At 34.3% G+C, this 21,021-nt stretch carries 20 protein-coding genes and 3 pseudogenes; 5 read left to right on the top strand and 18 right to left on the bottom strand.

Going from position 1 to position 21,021, the window contains the following annotated elements:
* Positions 1-57: 57 nt before the first annotated feature.
* Positions 58-3,176, bottom strand: a pseudogene (locus FP432_RS02470) (DNA polymerase III subunit alpha).
* 102 nt (positions 3,177-3,278) lie between these two features.
* On the opposite strand from FP432_RS02470, the gene FP432_RS02475 reads away from it, so the two are divergent.
* Entirely contained in the window at positions 3,279-3,482 is a 204-nt protein-coding gene (locus FP432_RS02475) for a YjzD family protein (RefSeq protein ID WP_265489282.1), read from the top strand.
* 56 nt (positions 3,483-3,538) lie between these two features.
* Here the strand turns inward: FP432_RS02475 and FP432_RS02480 are convergent, their stop codons facing one another.
* From FP432_RS02480 to uvrC, 8 genes are all read right to left on the bottom strand, one after another.
* The gene (locus tag FP432_RS02480) at positions 3,539-5,104 is read right to left on the bottom strand and encodes a bifunctional metallophosphatase/5'-nucleotidase (protein WP_265489283.1); all 1,566 of its coding nucleotides are present in this window, start codon (positions 5,102-5,104) and stop codon (positions 3,539-3,541) included.
* 62 nt (positions 5,105-5,166) lie between these two features.
* Positions 5,167-5,355: a 50S ribosomal protein L32 gene (gene rpmF, locus FP432_RS02485; protein WP_265489284.1), complete on the bottom strand. Its 189-nt coding sequence runs from the start codon at positions 5,353-5,355 to the stop codon at positions 5,167-5,169.
* Positions 5,356-5,471: 116 nt separating this feature from the next.
* Positions 5,472-5,828 (bottom strand): LapA family protein, encoded by a 357-nt coding sequence (locus FP432_RS02490; protein ID WP_265489285.1) that lies wholly within the window; start codon positions 5,826-5,828, stop codon positions 5,472-5,474.
* 18 nt (positions 5,829-5,846) lie between these two features.
* Entirely contained in the window at positions 5,847-6,641 is a 795-nt protein-coding gene (locus tag FP432_RS02495; RefSeq protein WP_265489286.1) for an SDR family NAD(P)-dependent oxidoreductase, read from the bottom strand.
* On the bottom strand, positions 6,634-7,578 hold the full coding sequence (gene rnz / locus FP432_RS02500) for a ribonuclease Z (protein ID WP_265489287.1): 945 nt from the start codon (positions 7,576-7,578) through the stop codon (positions 6,634-6,636). Before rnz ends, FP432_RS02495 begins: the two co-directional genes overlap by 8 nt.
* Positions 7,579-7,591: 13 nt before the next feature.
* Positions 7,592-9,514, bottom strand: a complete 1,923-nt coding sequence (locus FP432_RS02505; protein ID WP_265489288.1) for an acyltransferase family protein — start codon at positions 9,512-9,514, stop codon at positions 7,592-7,594.
* A gap of 24 nt (positions 9,515-9,538) precedes the next feature.
* A complete protein-coding gene (obgE, locus tag FP432_RS02510) occupies positions 9,539-10,837 on the bottom strand; it encodes a GTPase ObgE (protein ID WP_265489583.1) in 1,299 nt (432 codons plus the stop codon).
* 78 nt (positions 10,838-10,915) lie between these two features.
* Positions 10,916-12,718, bottom strand: coding sequence for an excinuclease ABC subunit UvrC (gene uvrC, locus FP432_RS02515; protein ID WP_265489289.1), 1,803 nt, complete (start codon positions 12,716-12,718; stop codon positions 10,916-10,918).
* Between the two features lie 140 nt (positions 12,719-12,858).
* On the opposite strand from uvrC, the gene FP432_RS02520 reads away from it, so the two are divergent.
* Both FP432_RS02520 and FP432_RS02525 read left to right on the top strand, forming a co-directional pair.
* Positions 12,859-13,473, top strand: coding sequence for a DedA family protein (locus FP432_RS02520; protein ID WP_265489290.1), 615 nt, complete (start codon positions 12,859-12,861; stop codon positions 13,471-13,473).
* Between the two features lie 145 nt (positions 13,474-13,618).
* Positions 13,619-15,013, top strand: coding sequence for an APC family permease (locus FP432_RS02525; RefSeq protein ID WP_265489291.1), 1,395 nt, complete (start codon positions 13,619-13,621; stop codon positions 15,011-15,013).
* A 53-nt stretch (positions 15,014-15,066) separates the two neighbouring features.
* Here the strand turns inward: FP432_RS02525 and FP432_RS02530 are convergent, their stop codons facing one another.
* Positions 15,067-15,705 carry an SDR family oxidoreductase gene (locus FP432_RS02530; protein WP_265489292.1) on the bottom strand — a complete coding sequence of 213 codons (639 nt, stop codon included), beginning with the start codon at positions 15,703-15,705 and terminating at the stop codon, positions 15,067-15,069.
* A gap of 141 nt (positions 15,706-15,846) precedes the next feature.
* On the opposite strand from FP432_RS02530, the gene FP432_RS02535 reads away from it, so the two are divergent.
* Both FP432_RS02535 and FP432_RS02540 read left to right on the top strand, forming a co-directional pair.
* Positions 15,847-15,981 carry an SPJ_0845 family protein gene (locus FP432_RS02535; protein ID WP_265489293.1) on the top strand — a complete coding sequence of 45 codons (135 nt, stop codon included), beginning with the start codon at positions 15,847-15,849 and terminating at the stop codon, positions 15,979-15,981.
* A 252-nt stretch (positions 15,982-16,233) separates the two neighbouring features.
* Entirely contained in the window at positions 16,234-16,671 is a 438-nt protein-coding gene (locus FP432_RS02540; protein ID WP_265489294.1) for a hypothetical protein, read from the top strand.
* 151 nt (positions 16,672-16,822) lie between these two features.
* Here FP432_RS02540 and FP432_RS02545 read toward each other — a convergent pair whose 3' ends face one another.
* From FP432_RS02545 to FP432_RS02580, 8 genes and pseudogenes are all read right to left on the bottom strand, one after another.
* Complete coding sequence (locus FP432_RS02545; RefSeq protein ID WP_265489295.1) at positions 16,823-17,551, bottom strand: Rib/alpha-like domain-containing protein; 729 nt, start codon at positions 17,549-17,551, stop codon at positions 16,823-16,825.
* Positions 17,552-17,661: 110 nt separating this feature from the next.
* On the bottom strand, positions 17,662-17,934 hold the full coding sequence (locus FP432_RS02550) for a hypothetical protein (protein ID WP_265489296.1): 273 nt from the start codon (positions 17,932-17,934) through the stop codon (positions 17,662-17,664).
* Positions 17,934-18,338, bottom strand: coding sequence for a hypothetical protein (locus FP432_RS02555; protein WP_265489297.1), 405 nt, complete (start codon positions 18,336-18,338; stop codon positions 17,934-17,936). The genes FP432_RS02550 and FP432_RS02555 overlap by 1 nt, the downstream gene beginning before the upstream one ends.
* Before the next feature lie 75 nt (positions 18,339-18,413).
* Positions 18,414-18,797 carry a DUF1828 domain-containing protein gene (locus tag FP432_RS02560; RefSeq protein WP_265489298.1) on the bottom strand — a complete coding sequence of 128 codons (384 nt, stop codon included), beginning with the start codon at positions 18,795-18,797 and terminating at the stop codon, positions 18,414-18,416.
* Positions 18,798-18,938: 141 nt separating this feature from the next.
* A complete protein-coding gene (locus FP432_RS02565; protein WP_265489299.1) occupies positions 18,939-19,805 on the bottom strand; it encodes an aldo/keto reductase in 867 nt (288 codons plus the stop codon).
* Positions 19,806-19,981: 176 nt separating this feature from the next.
* A pseudogene (locus FP432_RS02570) lies at positions 19,982-20,239 on the bottom strand (Txe/YoeB family addiction module toxin).
* A complete protein-coding gene (locus tag FP432_RS02575; RefSeq protein ID WP_265489300.1) occupies positions 20,239-20,505 on the bottom strand; it encodes a type II toxin-antitoxin system Phd/YefM family antitoxin in 267 nt (88 codons plus the stop codon). The pseudogene FP432_RS02570 and the gene FP432_RS02575 overlap by 1 nt, the downstream one beginning before the upstream one ends.
* 354 nt (positions 20,506-20,859) lie before the next feature.
* A pseudogene (locus FP432_RS02580) lies at positions 20,860-20,997 on the bottom strand (MerR family transcriptional regulator); the annotation flags it as partial.
* Positions 20,998-21,021 lie beyond the last annotated feature (24 nt).

Consider the following 21,021-nt stretch of genomic DNA (forward strand, 5'->3'; position numbering starts at 1 on the left):
TCCGCTTCCATTGCCTTTACTTTGTGATTTATTTAATTTATTTTTGGTTAAAATTTTTTATTCTTGATAATTAACTTGTTTGGCTGAAGTTAATAAATATTGCTTCTTTGTCGGGTCATATCGATCAGCCTGAGTTCTAACCTGTAGTAAATAAATCTGGCCCAATTCTAAAATAGTAGATAATTTTTCATATATTTTGGGAAAAATTGTAAATTCAAATTCTCCCTGACTATCAATAAAAGTTACAAAAGCCATTACCTCACCCTTTTTAGTGCGAATAGGCTTAATTTTTGTGAGTTTTCCGACTCCAACTCCAGTTTCATTAATTGAAAAATCTTTTAAAAGTTTGGCACCAAAACGTTGGGCATATTTTTGGACAGCAATTAAGGGATTCATTGTTGTCGCAAAACCCATCACCTCATCCTCCATCTGAGCTTTTTCACTATTGGTAGGCATCGGTTTTTCAATTGGTTTAGGCTCTAAGGTTTCAAACAAAGAAGTATTATTTCCCGACATCTTTACCGTATCAACTAAATCCTTACTTGTAGCTAATAACTTATTACGGTTAGGTTCTAATTTATCAAATGCACCGGACTTTATTAAGTTATCAATTGCTGCTTGATTTAAAAATTTGGAATCTATTTTAAGTAAAAAGTCAGATAAAGAAGTAACGGGTGACTTAAGCGCTGAAATAGCATCAATAAAATCTTGTCTTAATCCCTTGATTGCTCTTAAACCAACTAAGATTTGATTATTTTTTAAAGAAAATTCTTTTTGCGACTCATTAATATCAGGCCCAAGGACTTTTATGCCATTACTTTGGACCTGGGTTAAAAAGTCATTTATTTTATGCCGATTACCTAAATTACTATTTAACAAAGCTGTATAAAACGCAGCTGGGTAATGAACCTTTAAATATGCTAGCCAAAAGGCAATTTCACTGTAAGCAACTGCATGCGACCGATTAAAGCCATAGTTAGCAAACTGAGCAATATAATCATATACTTTTTCTGCAACTTGTTTTGATCTTCCCAGCTTGAGTGCACCAGCAATAAACTTGTCTCTCTGCTTTTGAATTACAGTAATATTTTTCTTCGACATTGCACGCCGTAATAAATCCGCTTCTCCCAGAGAAAAGCCAGCTAAAACTTGAGCAGTTTGCATTACCTGTTCTTGATAAACCAAAATACCGTAGGTTGGACTTAAAATCTCTTTTAAACTTGAATCAGGATAAGAAATAGCTTCTTTACCATGTTTACGATTAATAAAATGATCTATATTTTGAATCGGACCTGGACGATAAAGTGCATTTACGGCTACAATATCTTCAAAATTATCAGGGTGCAAACGGCGTAAAACATTTTTAATTCCATCTGACTCAAATTGAAAAACTGCATCTGTCTTGCCTTCTTGAAATAATCTCAAAGTCGCTGGATCATTCAAAGGTATTTGATGTGGGTCAAGCACAACTCCATCATTTTTTAATAAGTCCAACGTTGTTCCTAAAATTGTTAAATTACGCAAGCCCAAGAAATCAATCTTTAAAAGTCCCAAAGCTTCAACGTTTAACTTAGTTTGTTGCGTCACAGGAATACCTTCGCTACTTGCTTGCAGTCCCACTAAACTAGCAATTGAATTATCAGTAATTACTAAACCAGCCGCATGAATAGAATAATGACGTGGCAAACCTTCAAGATGCTTCGCGGTCGCAAACAATAATTGGTTAAAAGAAGAACTATTGACCAATAATTGTAAATCCTTTGATTCCTTATAAGCTTGATCAAGAGTAATTTGTGTTTTTGAATATGGAATTGCTTGGGTCCACTTTTTCATTTCAAATTGATTTAAACCAAAAACCCGACAAACATCACGTAATGCCTGTTTGGCTGCTAATGTACCAAAAGTTAAAATTTGAGCTGCATGATCCATTCCATACTTATGAAACATATACTGAATCACTTCTTCGCGCCGATCATCTGGAATATCCAAATCAATATCGGGCATTTGTTGACGGGCTGGATTCAAAAAACGTTCAAATAAAAGTTGATATTTTAAGGGATCAACTTCGGTTATTCTTAAAGAATATGCGACTAAACTTCCGGCTGCACTTCCACGACCTGGACCAGTAGTAACATCTATCGAGTGAGCATAATTCATTACATCCCAAACTATCAAAAAATAATCATCAAAGCCCATTTGATTAATTACTTGTAACTCATAATCTAATCTTTGCTGGTAAGCAAGCGGGATTTTTCCATTTTTAAAACGTTTAGTCAAGCCTGTTTGGGCTAAGTGACGCAAATATTCTTTAGAAGTGGGAAACTTATTTTGTTTAAACTTAGGTAATTCTGGATCTTTAAACGTAACTTGCGCATTGATTTCTTGACTAATTTTCTGTGCGTTCTTGATAGCATCATCTAAATCAAATTTATGATAATCGCTTATTAATTCACTACTCGTCTTTAAGTAATGTGACCCCGTTTGCTTTGCAAGCTGTTCAACATCATGTAATTGTGCATTGTCATTAATAGCCTGTAAACTTTTACGTAAAAACTGCTCATGCGGATTAAGATATTGCACATCCTCTGTTGCTACTAAAGGAAGATTAAATTGCTGGCTGAGACCGCGCACAAAATTAATATAATTTTCTTCAGTTTTACTTGCATAAACGCCTAAATATAAAGAAGAATTAGTAGGCAGTTCAGTCTTTAATTGGCGTAAATAATCACTTGCCAAACTAGGATTTTGGCGATATAAATTATGTAATTCACTCTGCTCATTTGCTGGAATCACTACAATTAAATCCTTAAAATATTTTTTAATTCATCAAATAAAAGTACTTTCTCTGTTTCACCATTATTCGTTAGTAAATTAATAGTGCTTGATAATCGTAAAATATTTTCAAATCCCCGATTATTTTTTGCTAAAACGATGAGATCATAGAGATTAGTTTGATCAATTAAGCCATTGAATCGAGCTTGCATCCCTAAAAGTGGCTTAATTCCAACTTCTTGAGCTGCTTTATAAAATTCTACTAACCCGTAAGTTACATTTAGATCCGTTAAAGCAATTGCCTCATAACCCCGGTCTTTAGCTGTTTGCGCTAGCTCTTTAACTTTTATTGGACTTTGAAGTAAAGAATAACTCGATAAATTCTGTAGGCCAATTGCACCCATTATGCTCGCTTCCTTTCTTATGTTATAAGTATACCAAAGCTTGCTATTTTTGAGTTTTTAGACTATCATTTTGTTATCGAGCTTGTGAAAGAAGGGAATTCCATGCGCTTTATCGTTACAATTTTTTGGGGTGAAATCTTCTTTGAAGTTATGGGCTTTATCGCTGCAAGTTTAACTTCAATGAAATTTGACCCTGTACAATCAGCTATTATTGGCTTAATCTTTTCAATTGCTTATGCCTTAATTATTCCTGCAATTAATGCTAAAAGTCATAAAGATAAGTCTAAATATGGCAAAATGCTCTAAAAAATTAAAATAAGAATATTAAAAAGAGGACTCACTTTAGTCCTCTTTTTTTGCTTCTAATAGAATTTATAATTCTTTTTGGTATCTACTTTTACGTCATTCTTAGTTAAGTATTCACTAAACATTTGGACATAGTCTTGATCAAAGGTCTTTTCAATTTTATCCATACTATAGCCTGGATAAAAGCCACCGCCTAAGGCACGATAATTATTAACCGCTAATTTATAGATCTTATCGTCTTCAATTTCTTTACCATCTAAAGTTAACTTAGTTAAACGGTGGTTAACTGGCTTAGATAAATCAGCTTCATAATGAACTGGATAGAACATATCAAAATGATAAAGCATTGGTTTAGGCTTAATCCAGCGATCAATAAATTTAATATTACCCTTTTTATCTTTTTCTAAAAAGGCACACGAATATTCAATGATATTTCTTAGATCTTTTCCAGAAACATTTACAATGCAAAGTTGATTAGCGTAAGGATAATTCAAAAGTACTTCACGCATGGTAACATTCTTAGAAAAGCCTTTAGCTGTTTCTGACATAATTGCTGTGGCAGAAATATCAGCATTTGTAAACCAAAGCTGCATTTGTTGAATTAAATTAATAAATGGTGCTCCATTAATTCTTCCTTCAATAGCATTTTCAATTGGTGCAGGCTCAGAAAGATGTGCAATTGGTTGATCAAGCCATTCTTGAGTACCCTTATCTAATGAACTAACAATTTTTTCAATCGCTGGATCTGGATCATAATCTTTGGTATCAATTAATTCTGTTTCCATTTTCTTAATAACTGCTTTGCCAGAATCATCTTTTTGAATATCTAACACTATCTTAGCTACAGCTTCACCACGATAACCAGGTTGAACAATCGCCGTATCTTTAGTTACTAAATTCAAACGACGATGTTGGTGTCCAGTTAAGAAAGCATCAATTTCTGGGATTTCAGTTAAGATTTTATAACCTTCATTTTCACCGGTATGTGGTTCAGTCGCTTCACCACTTAATGGATCTGATTCAAAACCGCCATGATATAAAGCTACCAAGACATCAACTTTTGGACGTAATTCTTTAGCCAATTTACTTAAAGTTTCAAATCCTGAAACAAATTTTAAACCTTTAGTATGCTCTTTTGGTTCCCAATGGGAAATGTATTGGGTGGTAATCCCCATAATACCAATTTTTAGGCCTGCTTTTTCAACAATAGTATAAGGTTTGCCAAAAGCAGGTTGATTAGTATCTTCGTCTAAAATATTGTCATTAATAATGGGGGCGTCATTATGATCAATATAATACTTTAAATAATCTAAGCCGAAGTTAAAATCATGATTTCCTAAGGCACGGGCATCATAACCTACTTCATTATAAGCAGCAGTAAATTTTGCTAATCCCTCATCAAGCGGTAATTTATGCGTATATGACGCTAAAGGTGAGCCTTGCAAGCAATCTCCACTATCAGTTACTAAAACGTTCTCTGAACCATACTTTTTACGTTCGGCTTTTACCACACTACTTACTCTGCTCAATGAGATTGGCGCTTGATAATTGTTTTTATCTTGATAATCCGTCGGTAATAAAAAGCCATGCGTATCACTAGAATGCAAAAGAACAAGTTTCATCTTTTTTCTCCTTGATATAATAATATTTTTGTATAAAAAAAGACACCAACCGGTGTCTTTTCTTAATCGTTATTTTGTTGCTTTTCGTTGGCAACTTGACGGCCTTTGTAGAAGCCCTTTGGTGAAACACGGTGGCTTAAGCGGTATTCGCCAGTAGTTGCATCATAGTGCATTGCTGGAGTAGCTAACTTAATATGACCACGACGTGAACGTTTCTTTTGCTTAGAAGTTTTTCTTGCAGGAACTGCCATTTGTTTTAATCTCCTTTGTTATAGAATTGAGACTGTTTGGACCTAAAAATAAGTCACTAAATACTCACGTATTTAAATCATACAATCTAAACCTTTAGAAATCAAGTCCAATCTGATTAATCCCCAGAACTTTCTGAATTTTTCTCTTGTTTAAGACGATCTACTTCTGCCTCTAATTCGGAAATCTTTTGTTCTTTTTCAGCAATAGTTCTTTCATATTGCTTCTTAAAACTTGATTCTTGCTTTTTAAGTGACTTATTAACTTTATACTTATTCTCGCTATTTCCAAGTAACCAAGACACGATTGCTCCTAACAACATCATTAATACTAAAATAATTATTAACGGCATTTTAGGTTGGAAAAAGCCAAAATTGATAGCAACTGGTTCAACATTTAAAACAACAAAAATAAGTAAGATCAAGGCAATAATAAGCCCTAAAACCAACTTAAATTGATTACTTTGTTTTTTCATTTTACTCTTCCCCATTTATTACTTTCTACTCCCAAATTTTAAACTTGCCCAATCTCCAAATGAAGGAAAAATTTGGTAGAGCTTACCTAAGAAAGCAAGACTTAGCGGTAAGTTCAATTCACGACGATTTGAACCAAAGAAATGAACTACTTGCCAGGCAACATCATCCGGATCTAGTACAAAACGCTTCACATTGTCCAAATACTTGCCTGAATGATCAGCAATATTAAAGAAATTTGTATATACTGGGCCTGGATTTACTGTCATCACTTTAACATTAAATGGTTTTAATTCTAAACGTAAAACATTTGAGAATTGAATCACAGCAGCTTTAGTAGCGCTATATACCGCAGTTTTAGTAGTTGGGATAATGCCAGCCATAGAACCAATATTGATAACTTGACCTTGATTTTGGTCAATCATTACTCGCGCAATTAAACGTGTAAAGTACATTAATCCTAAAACATTAGTTTGAAACATTTCAGTTGTTAATTGCGGATTCATATCCATAAAGGGCTCAAAAACCCCAAATCCAGCTGCATTTACTAAAAAGTCAATGTGATCTACTTTTTGAATAATCTGTCTAAAAGCTGCATCTATTTGATCAGCCTTACTAATATCAGTAGTAATTACATATGCCTCTTCACCAGATAAACGCTTGGCTTCATCAGCAATTTCCAATAAGCGCTCCTTACGGCGTGCAATTAAAATTACAGTTGCACCTCGACTTGCACTTTCTAAAGCAATCGATCTTCCTAAACCACTCGATGCTCCCGTTACAATTACTACTTTATCTCTTAATGAATCACTCATGATTTTCTTGCCCTCTTAATTCAACTTCAAACGAACTTAAATCTGTTGCTAAATGTACATTCTTAAATACACGACGAGCTTGTTTTTCTAGTTCTCGTCCATTTCTTCCAGTATACCTAGCAGATATATGGGTTAAATAAAGGGTGCCAACGTTATGTTCCGCTGCTACCTGTGCTGCATCAATACAAGTTGCATGATAATACCTATGTGCCATCTTAGCATCTTCCCCACTGAAAGTTGATTCATGAATCAGCACATCGGCATTCTCAGCTAACTCGCCGATTGAAGGAGTTGGTCGTGTATCATAAATTACCGTCACAATTCGTCCTGGACGTGGTTTACCAACAAAATCATGACCATCTAAAATGGTGCCATCAGCTAATTTAACCTTTCTTTTCGCCTTTAGCTGTCCAAGAAGAGGTCCATTAGGAATATGATATTCAGCCAGTTTATCCATTAATAATTCACCAGGACGCGGTTTTTCAACTACACGAAAACCAAAACTAGGTATTCGATGATCTAACTTTGCCGTATAAACAGCAAATAAATCATTTTCGTAGATTAACCCACTATCTTTTAAAATAACATACTTAATAGGATAAGCAACTTTTGTGCGTGAAACACGCAAAGAGGTTTGAACAAATTGATCGATTCCAGGAGGCCCAAAAATTGTCAATGGTCCCCCATCCCCCTGAAAAGAGCGTGAAGAAAGTAATCCCGGTAAGCCAAAAATATGATCACCATGATTATGAGAGATAAAAATTTTGGTGATTTTTCGGGGCCTAATATTGGTTTCCAAAACTTGATGTTGGGTTGCTTCTCCAACATCAAATAACCAAATTTCATTTAATTCATCAAGTAGTTTAAGTGCTGTAGAAGAAACATTCCGCCCTTTAGAAGGCTGACCTGCTCCTGTCCCTAAAAATTGTATTTCCATGTAACCCTAATTTCTAATATCTACCTTTTTCAACAATATTCTTAGTAATATAGGCAGAATAGTATTTTGAACCTGTTGGATTTGGATGTGTTCCATCTCCATAGAACCAATTTGGATGCTTAGCGGCTAAATCATACCAGTCGATTACCGTAATATTAGAATATTTTTTACTTGCAGCCTTAATTGCGGCATTTACTGATCCTTGCCAATCTTTAGATGGAACATAAGTATTAATCCAGAAAACTTTACGTTTAGTACCAATAATTTTCATCAAACGATCCAAATCTTGCGTACTAAATGGCCCATTTGTGCCCAAACCAATTAAGACATTTTGGTTAAGCGCACCTTGATTTTTATATTGTTGGAATAAGTCAATCGTTGACTCAAGTTGGCGAGATACTGCTGCATCAATAATTGCATGAGGCATTAATTGTTTCAAATTCTGGCTTGAACCTGCCATCACTGAATCACCAATTGCTGTTACACGAATATCCTGTGCCAATTGTAAATCAACTTGCGAGATATCAAATTTTTCAAACTCTTTATTAACAGGATGACTCTTAGCTCTCGCCTTAGCCTCAGCTAAAACTTTATTTTTAGTCTGATTCTTCCCTGTTTCATGTTGAGCCTCTTTGATAAGCTTCTTATTATCACGTAATTGTTGACCGCGGTTAGCCTTAATCTGTTTTGCTAATGGTGAGTTATTAGGATTAGCTGCTTTAGCAGTATTAGACTTGATCATCGCTGCTGACCCAACAATAAAAATGATAGTTGCAAGTACAGCAGTGGCCTTTTGCAAGAGATTAGTATTCTGTAAGCTAATTACTTTAGCAAAGTAAGCTTTGGTCTTGGCCCAAGTGATTTTACCAAGTGGTTTTTCAACATAACGATATGCTAATTCAGCTAAAACTAAAATGATAATTACTTCAATCACGCGATATAAGACAACATGATCAGCAATATTTTTAACTTTATCTTCGAAAAAAATCATTACCGGGAATTGATATAAATAAATCCCGTAACTTCTTGACCCAACCCATTTAAAGACAGAATTGGTTAACCAGCTATTCCAATGACTTCCGGGATGCGCAACAATTGCTACTAAAAGTGTAGTAAAAATGGTAAAGAGGAACATTCCACCATGGTAAACAAATCCTTTAACCGGATTGGATAAAGGTGACATAGCTAACCATAGCATCCCTACTAAAGCAATAGCTCCAATACCATCTAATAAACGCGTACTTTGCTGATCAATATCCTCTCTTAAACGCCAACTAGGCCATACTACGGCAAGCATTGCACCTAGTCCTAAAGAAAAGAAACGCGTATCTGAGCCATAATAAATTCTACTAGTATCAACACCAGGCTTAAATAAAAGAGCCATTTCAAGTGCTGAAAGAATTGTTAAAATGGTTAAAATCCAGAATCGAGTGCTCTTTTTTCTAACATACTTAACTAGCAAGAAAATTGCAAGCGGCCAAATAATATAGAACTGCCCTTCAATTGACATCGTCCACAAATGAGTAAAAGGAGATTCATTGGCTGCAAAACGTTCAAAATAACTTTGACCATTAAATATTTGCCACCAGTTATAAACATTAAGTAAATTACTAGCAACAATTTGATTTAATTTTGGTAATAAATTTCTTTGAAAGAGAAGGATATATGAACTACATAGCCACAATAAAGTAATCATTTGGGGATAAAGTCGTTTTAAACGCCGCAAATAAAATCCTTTATTATCATATATTCCCTTAGTCTCATAAGCATGAAACATATGATCTGTTACTAAATAGCCGGTTAAAACTAAGAAAATTGGTACTCCCAAATAACCACCCATAAAACGATTAGGATCCAAGTGGTATAAGATAACGCCAATTACAGCGAGAGTACGTAAACCAGCATATCCTGTAATGAATCGGTTCTTAGTTTTCAATTTAAATCCTCATTCAACTTAAAATTATTCTACATATTCAAAAGTGAAATCACCAATGGTTACATCATCACCATTTTGGGCTCCCTTTTCACGTAGAGCATTATCGACACCCATATTCTTGAGTTTACGAGCTAAGAGCATTACCCCATCATTGTGGTCCAAATTAGTTCTTTGTACTAGACGTTCAATTCGTTCACCAGTAATTTCAAAACTGTTTTCACCAGTACGGGTAATTTCAAAATGATCATCGAGCTTCTTAGCATTATAAACGTAAGCTTTTTCTTCAACCTCAGCTTGTGCAGGCTTTTCAGCTTCTTGTTTAGCAATTTTATCAACTAAATCTGCAGCTTTACTCATTAATTCTTTAACACCTTGATGAGTAACACTAGAAATTGGATAAACTGTTACATCCTCACCTAATTTTTTCTTAAATTCGGCTAATTTTTCTTCACTGCCAGGAATATCCATTTGAGAAGCTACAATGAGTTCCTTCTTGGCAGTTAAATCTGTAGTATATCCTGCTAATTCTTTGCGAATTGTTTGGTAATCTTCATATGCATCACGACCATTATTGGGATCCATCGATACCAGATGTAAAATTACTTTAGTTCTTTCAACGTGGCGGAGGAACTGAATTCCTAAACCGACACCTTTAGAAGCACCTTCAATTAATCCCGGTAAGTCAGCCATAGAAAAGTCACGTCCATCAGGTAAGACAACCATTCCTAAGTTTGGTGTTAAGGTGGTGAATTCATAAGCAGCAATCTTAGGCTTTGCCTTAGTAACGGTGGAAAGCAAAGTAGATTTACCGACAGATGGGAAACCAACTAATCCTACATCAGCCAAAACCTTAAGTTCTAAGCGTAATGTACGTAATTCACCTGGTTCTCCATTTTCAGCAATCTCAGGAGCGGTTCTAGTAGGAGTAGCAAAGTGGATATTACCACGTCCGCCACGTCCGCCACGAGCCACTAACAACTTTTGCCCATTTTCAACTAAATCACCAATTAATTCATTAGTATTAAAATCATAAACACTAGTCCCCATCGGTACCTTCAGATAAACATCTTTGGCACCGCGTCCATATTGTGATTTTATTCGACCATTTTCACCATTATCGGCCTTAAATTTTCGACGGAAACGAAAGTCCATTAAAGTACGTAAGCCGGAATCGGCAACCAGATAAATGCTACCACCACGGCCACCATCTCCACCAGCTGGTCCACCAAGTGGGACATATTTTTCATGGCGAAAAGCAACAGCGCCGTCGCCACCTTTACCTGCTTGGATATCAATTTTTGTTTGGTCTACAAACATCGCTATCCCTCCTTTTATTTAATAATCTCATTCTTCTATAATACCACATGGAATCACTTACTACATAGGCATTTGAAGCAATTTTTATAAGCTCAGCTTAACTGTTTGTGCTTGGGGCAAAGTTAAGCCAGCTGCCCGTAATTCTTCGATTGAAGCTTCTTTTATTTTTTTGAGTGAACCAAATTCACGTAATAACTTATTACGACTCTTTGGTCCGATACCCTTAATCTCATCTAATTTACTTGATAAAGCATTTTTTGCATGTGTTTTACGGTGGAAAGTAATTGCAAAACGGTGCACTTCATCTTGAATTCTAGTCATCAAATAAAAACCTTGAGATTTTGGATCCATCGGGATTAATTTTAATTCTTCACCTTTAGTTGGATCACCAAAAAGCAAGTGGTTAGTGCGGTGGTGATCATCCTTAACCATCCCGGCAACTGGAATATTTAAATCTAGCTCATTTCTAAGCACATCTAAACAAGCTTCTACTTGAATCTGACCACCATCCATTAAGATCAAATCAGGCATTCTTTGCTTTTCCCGCTTTAAACGACTATATCTTCGTCTCACTACTTCACGAGTATTGCGAACTTCGTCACCACCATTTTGGTGCTCAACTTCCCCCTTTAATTTATATTTACGGTAAGCATTTTTATCCGGTTCACCATCAGTAAACACCACTAGAGCCGATACAGGATCTGTACCTTGAATATGGGAGTGGTCAAAACTTTCGATCCGGTGACCATAAGGTAAGTTTAAAGCATCAAAAATTTCTTTTTGGGCGCCTTTAGTTTTGCGATTTCCTAGTTCTAAGAGACGGAATTTCTCATCCAGTTTAAGCTTAGCATTGTCATAAGCCATCTTTAATAAATCACGTTTTTGCCCTCTTTGCGGAATACGGACTGGTACTTTCAACACTTCACTCAGAGCTTCAATATCGGTTCCTGCGGGAACTAATACTTCTTTTGGCAAAACATGATTCTTCTGGCCATAAAATTGAGCAATAAAGGACATAAACTCTTCGCTTGGATTGCCTATATCAGTTAATGGAAACAACTTAGTTTCACGACGCAATAGTTTAGCTTGCCGAATAAAGAAAATTTGTATTGAAATCCAAGACTTATCAACATAAAAGTTGAAGATATCTCTTTGCGTATTATCATGAGAAATAATCTTTTGTTTTTCAACTGTTTGTTCAATGTAATTCAACTGGTCACGAATTTCTGCTGCACGTTCAAATTCAAGATTTTCTGATGCTTCTTGCATTTTTTCAGTTAACTCTTTTTTTGCCGGTGCAATATCTCCATTCAAAAAGCGCTTAATTTTCTTGATTTGAGCATCGTATTCTGCTTGAGGCACCTCTTTAAAACAAGCTCCCAAACATTGGTCCATATGATAGTAAAGACAAGGTCGACCTTGATGACCCTGACATCTTCTTAAAGGCCAAACTTTTTGAATAAATTTCAAAGTAGCTTGCGCTGCATATACATTTGGATAAGGTCCAAAGTAATAGCCCTTATCTTTACGAACAATCGAAGTTAATTTTGTTTGCGGATCACGCTCGTTAGTAATTTCGATATAAGGATAACCTGTTCCTTGCTTTAATTGGACATTATAGTAAGGTTGATATTTTTTAATTAATGTAATTTCTAGTAAAAAAGATTCTTTATCAGAAGAAACAGTAATAATATCAAAATCTCTAATTTCCTTAACTAGTTCTGCCCTACGCCCAACTTGTTTACTCTTAAAATATGATCTAACACGATTTTTTAAGTTTTTAGATTTACCGACATAGATCACATTTCCATTTACGTCTTTCATGAGGTAGCAACCGGGCTTATCAGGCAAAAGTTTAAGTTTATTCTCAATATGTTCTGTTGCCATTTTTAGCCTCCTCATAATTATTAGCACTAAATAGTTTAACACGATACACACAATAAGTAAGTATAAAAGATTAATCATAATATTTACTAAAGAAATTTCTCCCGATAAAATAGAAGAAAAACACTTGAAGGGATTCTTTAATGACTATTTGGCTCACTCATTTTATCGAACAATTTGGCTATCTTGCTATTTTACTGTTAATTACAGTTGAGAATATCTTTCCTCCTATTCCTTCTGAAGCAGTACTTACCTTAGCAGGTTTTCTTGTCACCAAAACTAAATTAACTGCTGCAGGCGTCATCTTGGCTTCAACACTTGGTTCTCTAATTGGGGCTATTATTCTATTTGCCGTTAGTCGTTTTTTAACACTAGCACGCTTGGAAAAGTTATTAGAAACAAAATTTTTTAAAGTATTAGGTTTTAAAAATACTGATGCCCAAAAAGCAATCGCTTGGTTTGATAAACATGGTACGGGGTCTATTCTTTATGGACGCTGCATTCCTGTGGTGCGAAGTTTAATCTCCATTCCGGCTGGAATTGCCCATGTATCATGGCCTAAATTTTTAACCTTAACTGCTTTTGGCTCATTAATTTGGAACAGCATTCTAATTTTACTCGGATTGTATACGGGCAAAAAATGGCAAATAATTGTTAAAATCTTCGATGATTTCACTATAGTGATTCTTGTTTTAATAATTCTAGCAGTATTATACTTTGGTTATAAATGGTATAAAAATCGCATTAAAAGCAAGTAAAAAAAGATGTTTGAGTTTTCAAGCATCTTTTTCTTTATCAAGATTAGCTTTCATTATTTTGAAATTTAAAAGTCTTTATCTACACCGAACTTTTTAAAAACATTTATACTTAAGATGAAAGAAAATAAAAAAGAGGTAAAATTTTATGAATAAAAAAAATTCTGTACCTAAAAAGCTTTCTTTCATTTCAATCTACTTTTTAGGTATTAATGCTGTTATTGGTTCTGGTACTTTCCTATTACCATCAACCATTTATCATTACATGAATCTAGCAGCCATTGGGGTTTTACTTTGTACCGCAGTTACGGTTTCAATGATTGCCCTCTGTTATGCTGATTTATCTAGTCGTTTCACTGGATCTGGTGCTGCATGGTTGTATTCCTACAATGCCTTTGGTCGATTTTCTGGGTACGAATTAGGTATTTTTACTTGGTTCTTAGGTTGTACTACTCTATCTGCCGAAGTTGTAGCGATGTTAACCATTTTGCGTAGTTTCTTGCCTATTTTTAAGAACCCTATTGTTTATGGTGCAGGAGTAGTAATTTTGATTTTACTATTCTCGATCATCAACTTCTTTGGCCGTTCTTGGGTAAAGGCAGTTAACAATATTTCTGCTGCTGCAAAAATTATCACTTTAATCGTCTTTATTGCAGTTGGTGCTTTCTTCATCAAGTTACAACACTATACTCCAATTATTCCAAAGGCAGCCTTAACTGGTGTCGGCCCATTCTTTAAACACTTTGGTGCTGCATTTACACCAATCTTTTATTTGTTTACTGGCTTCTCATTTATTCCAATTGCCGCTAAGCAAATGAAAAATCCAGAAAAGAATGTTCCTCGTGGTCTAATTGCTGTTATGACTAGTGTTACTATTTTGGATTGTTTGATGCTTTTAGTTGCTATTGGTTTATCTGGAGATAAATTAGGTGGTTACACTGATCCTTTAGCCAGTGCTTTAAAGACTGGTGTTGGTCAATGGGGCTTTGCCTTAATGATCGTTGGTATGTTGATTTCTATTTTTGGTGTTGCCTTTTCAGCATCATTTAATACCCCTTCATTAATTGCTTCACTTGCTACTGAACACAGTATGCTGCCAAAATGGATTGGTAAGAAGAATAAGCACGATGCACCTTGGGTAGGAATTATCTTAACTGCCATTCTTTCTTTAGCATTATGTACTCAAGATTATCTTTTCTTAGTTAACTGTACTGTGCTTGCATCATTCGTCCAATACGTACCATCAATTTTAGCTGTAATTAAATTTAAGCATACTAATGAATATCCAACTCATGGATTTTCACTTCCTGGTAAATATACTATTCCAGTTATTGCTTTACTAATTTCTTGCTACATGGTAACTAACTTTAATGTTAAAACTTTGCTTTTAGGTGCAGTTGTTGCTGTCATTGCTGCAGGATGTTACTTCTTTATCGATAGAGATAAAGATGAAGATAGACGTCACGAAGCTTATCTATCTGATTTAAGAAATGGTGTTGAAGATCTTGACACTCACTTTGATGATCTAAGCAACAGATTCTAATTAAAAGTTTAAATAAAAATAGTGAATTAGTTTTGTACTAATTCACTATTTTTTTACTCTATTTCGCTTAAAGCTTGGTCGATTGGAGTATCGCCTGATGCCATGATGATAACTTTACCAATAGTATTATCGAATTTTAAAATATCCGCTAAAGTTTGGGCAACATCAGGAATTGGATTTGTGCCAGGTTTGACTACATCTAAACTAATCTTCCCAGTTGCCTTTTCTTCGGTTAAGCCTCCTGGCTGTAAAATCGTATAAGCAAGCTTAGTTTGATTAATTAAGTAATTATCTGCGAAAAATTTAGCAATATTATAATCCATTAATTCTTTTAGCCCTGGCAGTTGCCATTTTTCAGGTTGAAGGGCAAAGACGGAACTAAGCATAATGTAGCGTTTAATTCCAACTTTTTCAGATGCTTGCATGGTCTTAACCGCACCAAAGGCATCCGTTTGGAGTAAATCTTTACCACGTGATCCAGCAGTAAAGTAAACGGCATCATTGCCCTCCATTAATTTAGCTAATTCATCAACGCTTACATGCAAATCTAAGTGAACTTTAGTTACACCAGCTAAATCAATAATATTATCTTCATGACGAGCTCCCGCTGTAACACTATGTCCATCTTTGACTAAATCTTTAATTAATTCAGTTGCGACTCGACCAGAACCACCAATAATAAAAATCTTCATGAAAGTCACTCCTTTTAATATATCTTTATTATAAAATATTTTCACCATTCAACTAAGCCATACAACTTGTAATCATAACTTAATGATTGAGCCTTAATTTTTCCTATATAATATAGGATGAAAAATGAGGAGGTATAAATCATGGGATTAACTTTTAAACGTAATGATGATTTAGAAAAGATGCTTGATAAATTTGCTATTATGCCCGATGAAGATAAAGATAAGGCTAAGAAGAAGCCAACAGATAAAAAGGAAAAGTCTGAAAACAAAAATTAATCAGTCATTATCTGGCCAGAATTTTAAGTTAAAACAGGAATAATTATTTAAGTCAACCTCATTACACCTAGTATGTAATTTTCATTATTAGTATTTTTTGTTAATAGAATGCATTTTACCCCCCCCCACTTTTTTTAAAACATGTTATATTTAATATATTGGGTTTATGACTACAACCTCTCATGCTCACAATTTGTAGTCTCTAAACCTCTTTGTATTAATATGTTAGACGATGAAGTGAGATGAGGAATTATGGAGACACGTCCAAAATGGTTACAAGTTTTTAATTTGTTAAAGCAAGAGTGCATATTCGATAAATGGGAGTTTCTCTACACTCCCCTTTTTCAGCAAAATAATAATACTCCAACCCCAAAAGAGTTTAAACAAGATAAAGCGAGCATCGTTTTTAGCCTAACTTTTGATAATTCACAGGATTTATTTGCTTCAATTGCTGGTGGCAACATTAAAGTCGAACCAGCAATGAATAATGCAGATTTTGATGATATGTATACGACTCTTACAGGTGGTGTAATTAGTGCTGAAGAGTTAAATGAAAATGTTCAGTACAATACCCCCCTTCTTAATAAAGCCTTAGAGAAAAAAGTTTCAAGAATGCAAAATGTTGTAAAGATGCATTTTCCTGAAGAATATGAACAAGGTGAACATGACTGGAATGCCTTATTTAATTAATCTAGTTTAGGGTAAAGTAAAAATGGCTAGCAGTAATTTTGAAACTGCTAGCCATTTTATTATATAGTTAATATTAAGAAAATTAATATAAAATAGGTTGTAATTCATTATTGAACTACAACCTATTTTTCTTACCGCTTAACTTTTAAAATTAATTTCTTTCTTTTACAGCAAATAAACCTAAACTTGCAAGAACGAGCATCATTCCTGAAATAAGAGTAACTATAACGTTCTTACTACCAGTTTGAGGTAAAGCACCGTCACCTTCAACGTGACTAGCTTCATTTTCAATTACAGCTGCTTCTGTCTTTGGCGCTACAGCTTCAGGAGCATTAGCACCATCTTTTTCAATAACTTTGTTTTGCTTAACATCAGATACAGTTACAGGTTCTGAAACATTGCTAGTGTCGCTTGCTGCTTGAGTTGAATCTTCATCATTACTTGTGACGCTATCTTCACTTGCTGCTTGACTTTCATCTTTTACTGCAGCACTATCAGTTGTCTTCACATCAACAGCTAAAGCAGAAGCAGAGCCATCTGGGAAAGTTACAATAATTTGACCGTAACTCATACCAGCCTTAGAAATATCTGGATTCATATTCCAAACTGCGGTTGTTCCTGCTGGTAAACTTGACCAGTTAGCTACACCAGCTTCAGCTGAAGGAAGTTCACCAACTGTAGTAGTAAGTTCTTGAGCAGTTAAAGGATAGTTATAAGCTTGCAAATCCTTATGTGCATTTAATTGATCTTGATCAACTTTAGCTTGATCATTAGTATCAGCAGCTTTAACACTTTGGCTGGTTAAACCTAAAGTTGCTACAAGAGCTAGAGCTCCTAAACCCATAAATAATTTATTTTTCTTAGTGCTTAATTTCTTCATTTTAATTTCTCCTCAATTGGGTTTAAGTTATCCCTAACCCTTTTTAATATAAACTTATTATACTGCTTTATTTACAAAAATGTTACATAAAAAACAACTTTTTTTACAATTTATTTACTTGCAATCAGATAAGCAAAACGTAAAATCTCTGCTGGTAAATTTTCTTCCTTGATATTGGTTAAGCTAAGCATGCGTTTACCCTTTTGATAACGCATCCGATATGTGCCATCTTCATCAAAAAAGAGATTAAAAGAAATCGGCTTGTCGTGTTTATTAAGCAAGCGTGTTGTCACTAAATAGTTATTTTCCTGAACAGTAGAAAATGAAACTAAGTTTTGACTCCAATCATTCCAGATTAGTTTAAGACGTTTACTTTCATCCATTAGCGAGCCCGTAACTGAGCGAAATCTACTACGTTGTCAAGAAGCTCAGCAAAATTTTGAACGGCTACATTTAAGTCATCTAAAGGAATACCATTATTGATAAATGCGCCTTGATTATCAATCAAAACACCATATTCTGAAGCCATTTGTGCTAAGTCAGTCATTAAAGGAGTAATATTGGTAATCTGTGAATTTACCAAATATGAGGTTAAAAGTTTATCGGTTAAGGAATAAGTTCCATCACTATTCAAAGTTAAATAAAAACTAATACCATCATTTAAACCGTTAACTCGATTAGTTAAAACTAGGTATTCATTATCTTCATAAGGCTTAATCGCAATATCGTCTTCTTTCCAGCTATTCCAGCTACTAGAAAGGACGTCAAATAAAGCATCGTTAAACATAATCGCACTCTCCTATCTTTTATTCTGTACTTTTATTTTAACGTAGGAACATTAGAAGTTTCAAAAATAAGAACTTTATCTGAGAAAAGAAATTGCAACTTGTAACTGAGCTAGATTATTAATCATCTCAGGCAGGTCTACTTGCTCTACCTCTTGAAAAATCTCATTAGTTTCTTCATCAAAATCAAAGCCTGATCCAACGGTGATATCAACTGCTGACTCGTAGAATTCTTCGTCTTCTTGATTAGGATCTAATTTATACATTAACCAGCTATCATCAGAAATACGATAGCCATCAGCTATTTTTTCAATGAAACAATAAATTTTTTGACCAAAGGCATCAATTAATGGAGTTTCTCCTTCAATAGTACTCTCACCCATCTGGTAAAATTCTAAATTATTCTTGATCCAATTAAAACTCGCCTGCGAAATTTCTTTTAATTCTTTATCTTCTGTCATTTTCTTTAACCAGCTTTACATAATTTTATTAATGTTTAATTACATCTAAAGTTAGTTTTATTTTACAAAAAAAGTCAGCGAATAAAAAGATCTTCGTTGACTGAACTGATTAATAATAAAAAAATGAACTAATCTAGAGATTTACATCTTGCCACCAAAAACCGGAAAGACACTTGCATCTCCATAATCTAATGGCTTCATTTTCTTCAAAATCTCCATATCTGCTGGCGAAATTTCAAAATCAATCTCACTATTGGCCTTCATATGCTCCGGATTAGTAGACTTAGGCAATACGACTGTATTTAATTGCCAATCATAGCGAATACACAATTGTGGCACTGATACACCATACTTTTGCGCCATTTTTATAATTTCTGGATCCCTCATTGCGGCTCCATGAGCTACTGGTGAAAAACTTTCAACTACAATATCGTTATCTTGACTATACTTAATCAAATCAAGTGGAGTAGCTGCGATATGGCAAAGAATCTGGTTAACCATTGGTTTATTTGATGAATTATCCATCAAATTATCTAAATCTTCTTTTTCAAAAGAAGATACCCCAATTGCACGCAATTTTCCTTCTTTCATAGCATCTTCAAGTGCACGCCAAGCTTCTAAATTGCCTTCAAAATGGCGATCACTTGATTGATTCACTTCATTCCATGGTTGAGGATTATGAATAATCATCATATCCAAATAATCCATCTTCATCTTTAATAAAGTTTCATCAATTGAAGCCTTAGCATCTTGATAATTCTTAATACCTGCTTCTACTTTAGAATTGATAAAAATTTCATCGCGAGCAATGCCACTCTTGCGCACGCCTTCCCCAACGCCTGCTTCATTACCATAAGCCTGTGCAGTATCAATATGACGATAACCAATCTTAATTGCTTCTTCAACTGCCTTTGGAGTTTGTGCATCAGTAATCTCCCAGACACCAAGTGCTAAACGAGGAATTTTTACGCCATTATTTAAAGTATAAGTATCATCAAAAATAGTCATTTATCTTTCCTTTTCTATATCTATACTAATCCTTAATAGTTTAACAACAGATATTTAAAAAGAAAAATACTTAGAATCTATCAATTTTGATAACTTTTAGGTATGAAAAAATGCTAATGAAATAGCGACAATTCTAATAAAAAATAGAATTGCCGCTATTTCGTGTTCTCTTTTAACTAATAGTGATCTTTACAAGAAAAAATTATTATCTGTTTATTTTCATAAGAATAGATCAGTCTATTTTTGGCATCAATTCTTCGGGACCAATAACCTGTTAAATTATCTCTTAGAGCCTCGGGCTTACCAATACCTTCGAATGGGATTCGCATAACGTCTTTAATTAATTTATTAATTCTTTTAATCTGTCGCTTCTCTCCACGTTCTTGCTAATAAAGGTAGTCTTTCCATCCCTTACTGGTCCAAATCAACATTATTAATTATTATCCGGATCTATTAAGTCAAGACTTTGCAATTTGGCTGCATTTACCTCACGATGTCCTGCAGCAATTTTTTCCATTAAATAGTCATTTGACTGAATTTTCATCGTTTCAATCATTGCATCATATTCATCTTTACTTAGTATCACTACATTATCTTCAGGTTGTTTGTTTGTAACAATTAAGGGTTCACTTCTATCATTTACTTGCTTAAAGTAATCTTTTAGATGTTCTCTAAAATTACTATAATTTACGGCATCCATTTAAAAGACCTCCTCTACTAAACGGACTATTAATTGTACAATAAAGAACTAATCTACGTAATTATTTTATAGATGAAAAAGGCAGCTCTATATTACATAGAGCTACCTTTCCGCAACGGTCTCGCTTAGAGTTCACCGTCACTGTTCATTTATTATTTTAATCATAAAATTATCTAAGTCAATTTTTGATTGCGTATGCAGCAATTTGTTATACTTAAATTATCAAAGATAACTTGTAAAGGATTAAAGCTGAGTTTCCGAATGGAAGTAAGGTATGAGACCAAGAATTCTCATGCTCCTGAGGTTATCTTTATTTTTTTGCTCTTATATAATTTTTCTTTCTAATTTATATTGTGAAAATCCTAAGTATTTTAAAAGTAAAATCTGTTGCAACTTAGCAAAATCTTGATCTGTATAACGTCGTGATACACTCTTATTATGAGTAGAAGGTTTTAATAAATTCTTTTGATCATAATAACGAATTGTGCGGATTGATACATGTACTTATTCTACAAA

The sequence above is a fragment of the Lactobacillus sp. PV034 genome (genome assembly GCF_014522305.1).
Classification (GTDB): domain Bacteria; phylum Bacillota; class Bacilli; order Lactobacillales; family Lactobacillaceae; genus Lactobacillus.

What these genes read in the sequence shown, in the direction of transcription:
- FP432_RS02475 (WP_265489282.1), top strand. Translation starts at nt 3,279, where the DNA reads ATGCGCTTTATCGTTACAATTTTTTGGGGTGAAATCTTCTTTGAAGTT.
- FP432_RS02480 (WP_265489283.1), bottom strand. Translation starts at nt 5,104, where the DNA reads ATGAAACTTGTTCTTTTGCATTCTAGTGATACGCATGGCTTTTTATTA.
- rpmF (WP_265489284.1), bottom strand. Translation starts at nt 5,355, where the DNA reads ATGGCAGTTCCTGCAAGAAAAACTTCTAAGCAAAAGAAACGTTCACGT.
- FP432_RS02490 (WP_265489285.1), bottom strand. Translation starts at nt 5,828, where the DNA reads ATGAAAAAACAAAGTAATCAATTTAAGTTGGTTTTAGGGCTTATTATT.
- FP432_RS02495 (WP_265489286.1), bottom strand. Translation starts at nt 6,641, where the DNA reads ATGAGTGATTCATTAAGAGATAAAGTAGTAATTGTAACGGGAGCATCG.
- rnz (WP_265489287.1), bottom strand. Translation starts at nt 7,578, where the DNA reads ATGGAAATACAATTTTTAGGGACAGGAGCAGGTCAGCCTTCTAAAGGG.
- uvrC (WP_265489289.1), bottom strand. Translation starts at nt 12,718, where the DNA reads ATGGCAACAGAACATATTGAGAATAAACTTAAACTTTTGCCTGATAAG.
- FP432_RS02520 (WP_265489290.1), top strand. Translation starts at nt 12,859, where the DNA reads ATGACTATTTGGCTCACTCATTTTATCGAACAATTTGGCTATCTTGCT.
- FP432_RS02525 (WP_265489291.1), top strand. Translation starts at nt 13,619, where the DNA reads ATGAATAAAAAAAATTCTGTACCTAAAAAGCTTTCTTTCATTTCAATC.
- FP432_RS02530 (WP_265489292.1), bottom strand. Translation starts at nt 15,705, where the DNA reads ATGAAGATTTTTATTATTGGTGGTTCTGGTCGAGTCGCAACTGAATTA.
- FP432_RS02535 (WP_265489293.1), top strand. Translation starts at nt 15,847, where the DNA reads ATGGGATTAACTTTTAAACGTAATGATGATTTAGAAAAGATGCTTGAT.
- FP432_RS02540 (WP_265489294.1), top strand. Translation starts at nt 16,234, where the DNA reads ATGGAGACACGTCCAAAATGGTTACAAGTTTTTAATTTGTTAAAGCAA.
- FP432_RS02545 (WP_265489295.1), bottom strand. Translation starts at nt 17,551, where the DNA reads ATGAAGAAATTAAGCACTAAGAAAAATAAATTATTTATGGGTTTAGGA.
- FP432_RS02550 (WP_265489296.1), bottom strand. Translation starts at nt 17,934, where the DNA reads ATGGATGAAAGTAAACGTCTTAAACTAATCTGGAATGATTGGAGTCAA.
- FP432_RS02555 (WP_265489297.1), bottom strand. Translation starts at nt 18,338, where the DNA reads ATGTTTAACGATGCTTTATTTGACGTCCTTTCTAGTAGCTGGAATAGC.
- FP432_RS02560 (WP_265489298.1), bottom strand. Translation starts at nt 18,797, where the DNA reads ATGACAGAAGATAAAGAATTAAAAGAAATTTCGCAGGCGAGTTTTAAT.
- FP432_RS02565 (WP_265489299.1), bottom strand. Translation starts at nt 19,805, where the DNA reads ATGACTATTTTTGATGATACTTATACTTTAAATAATGGCGTAAAAATT.
- FP432_RS02575 (WP_265489300.1), bottom strand. Translation starts at nt 20,505, where the DNA reads ATGGATGCCGTAAATTATAGTAATTTTAGAGAACATCTAAAAGATTAC.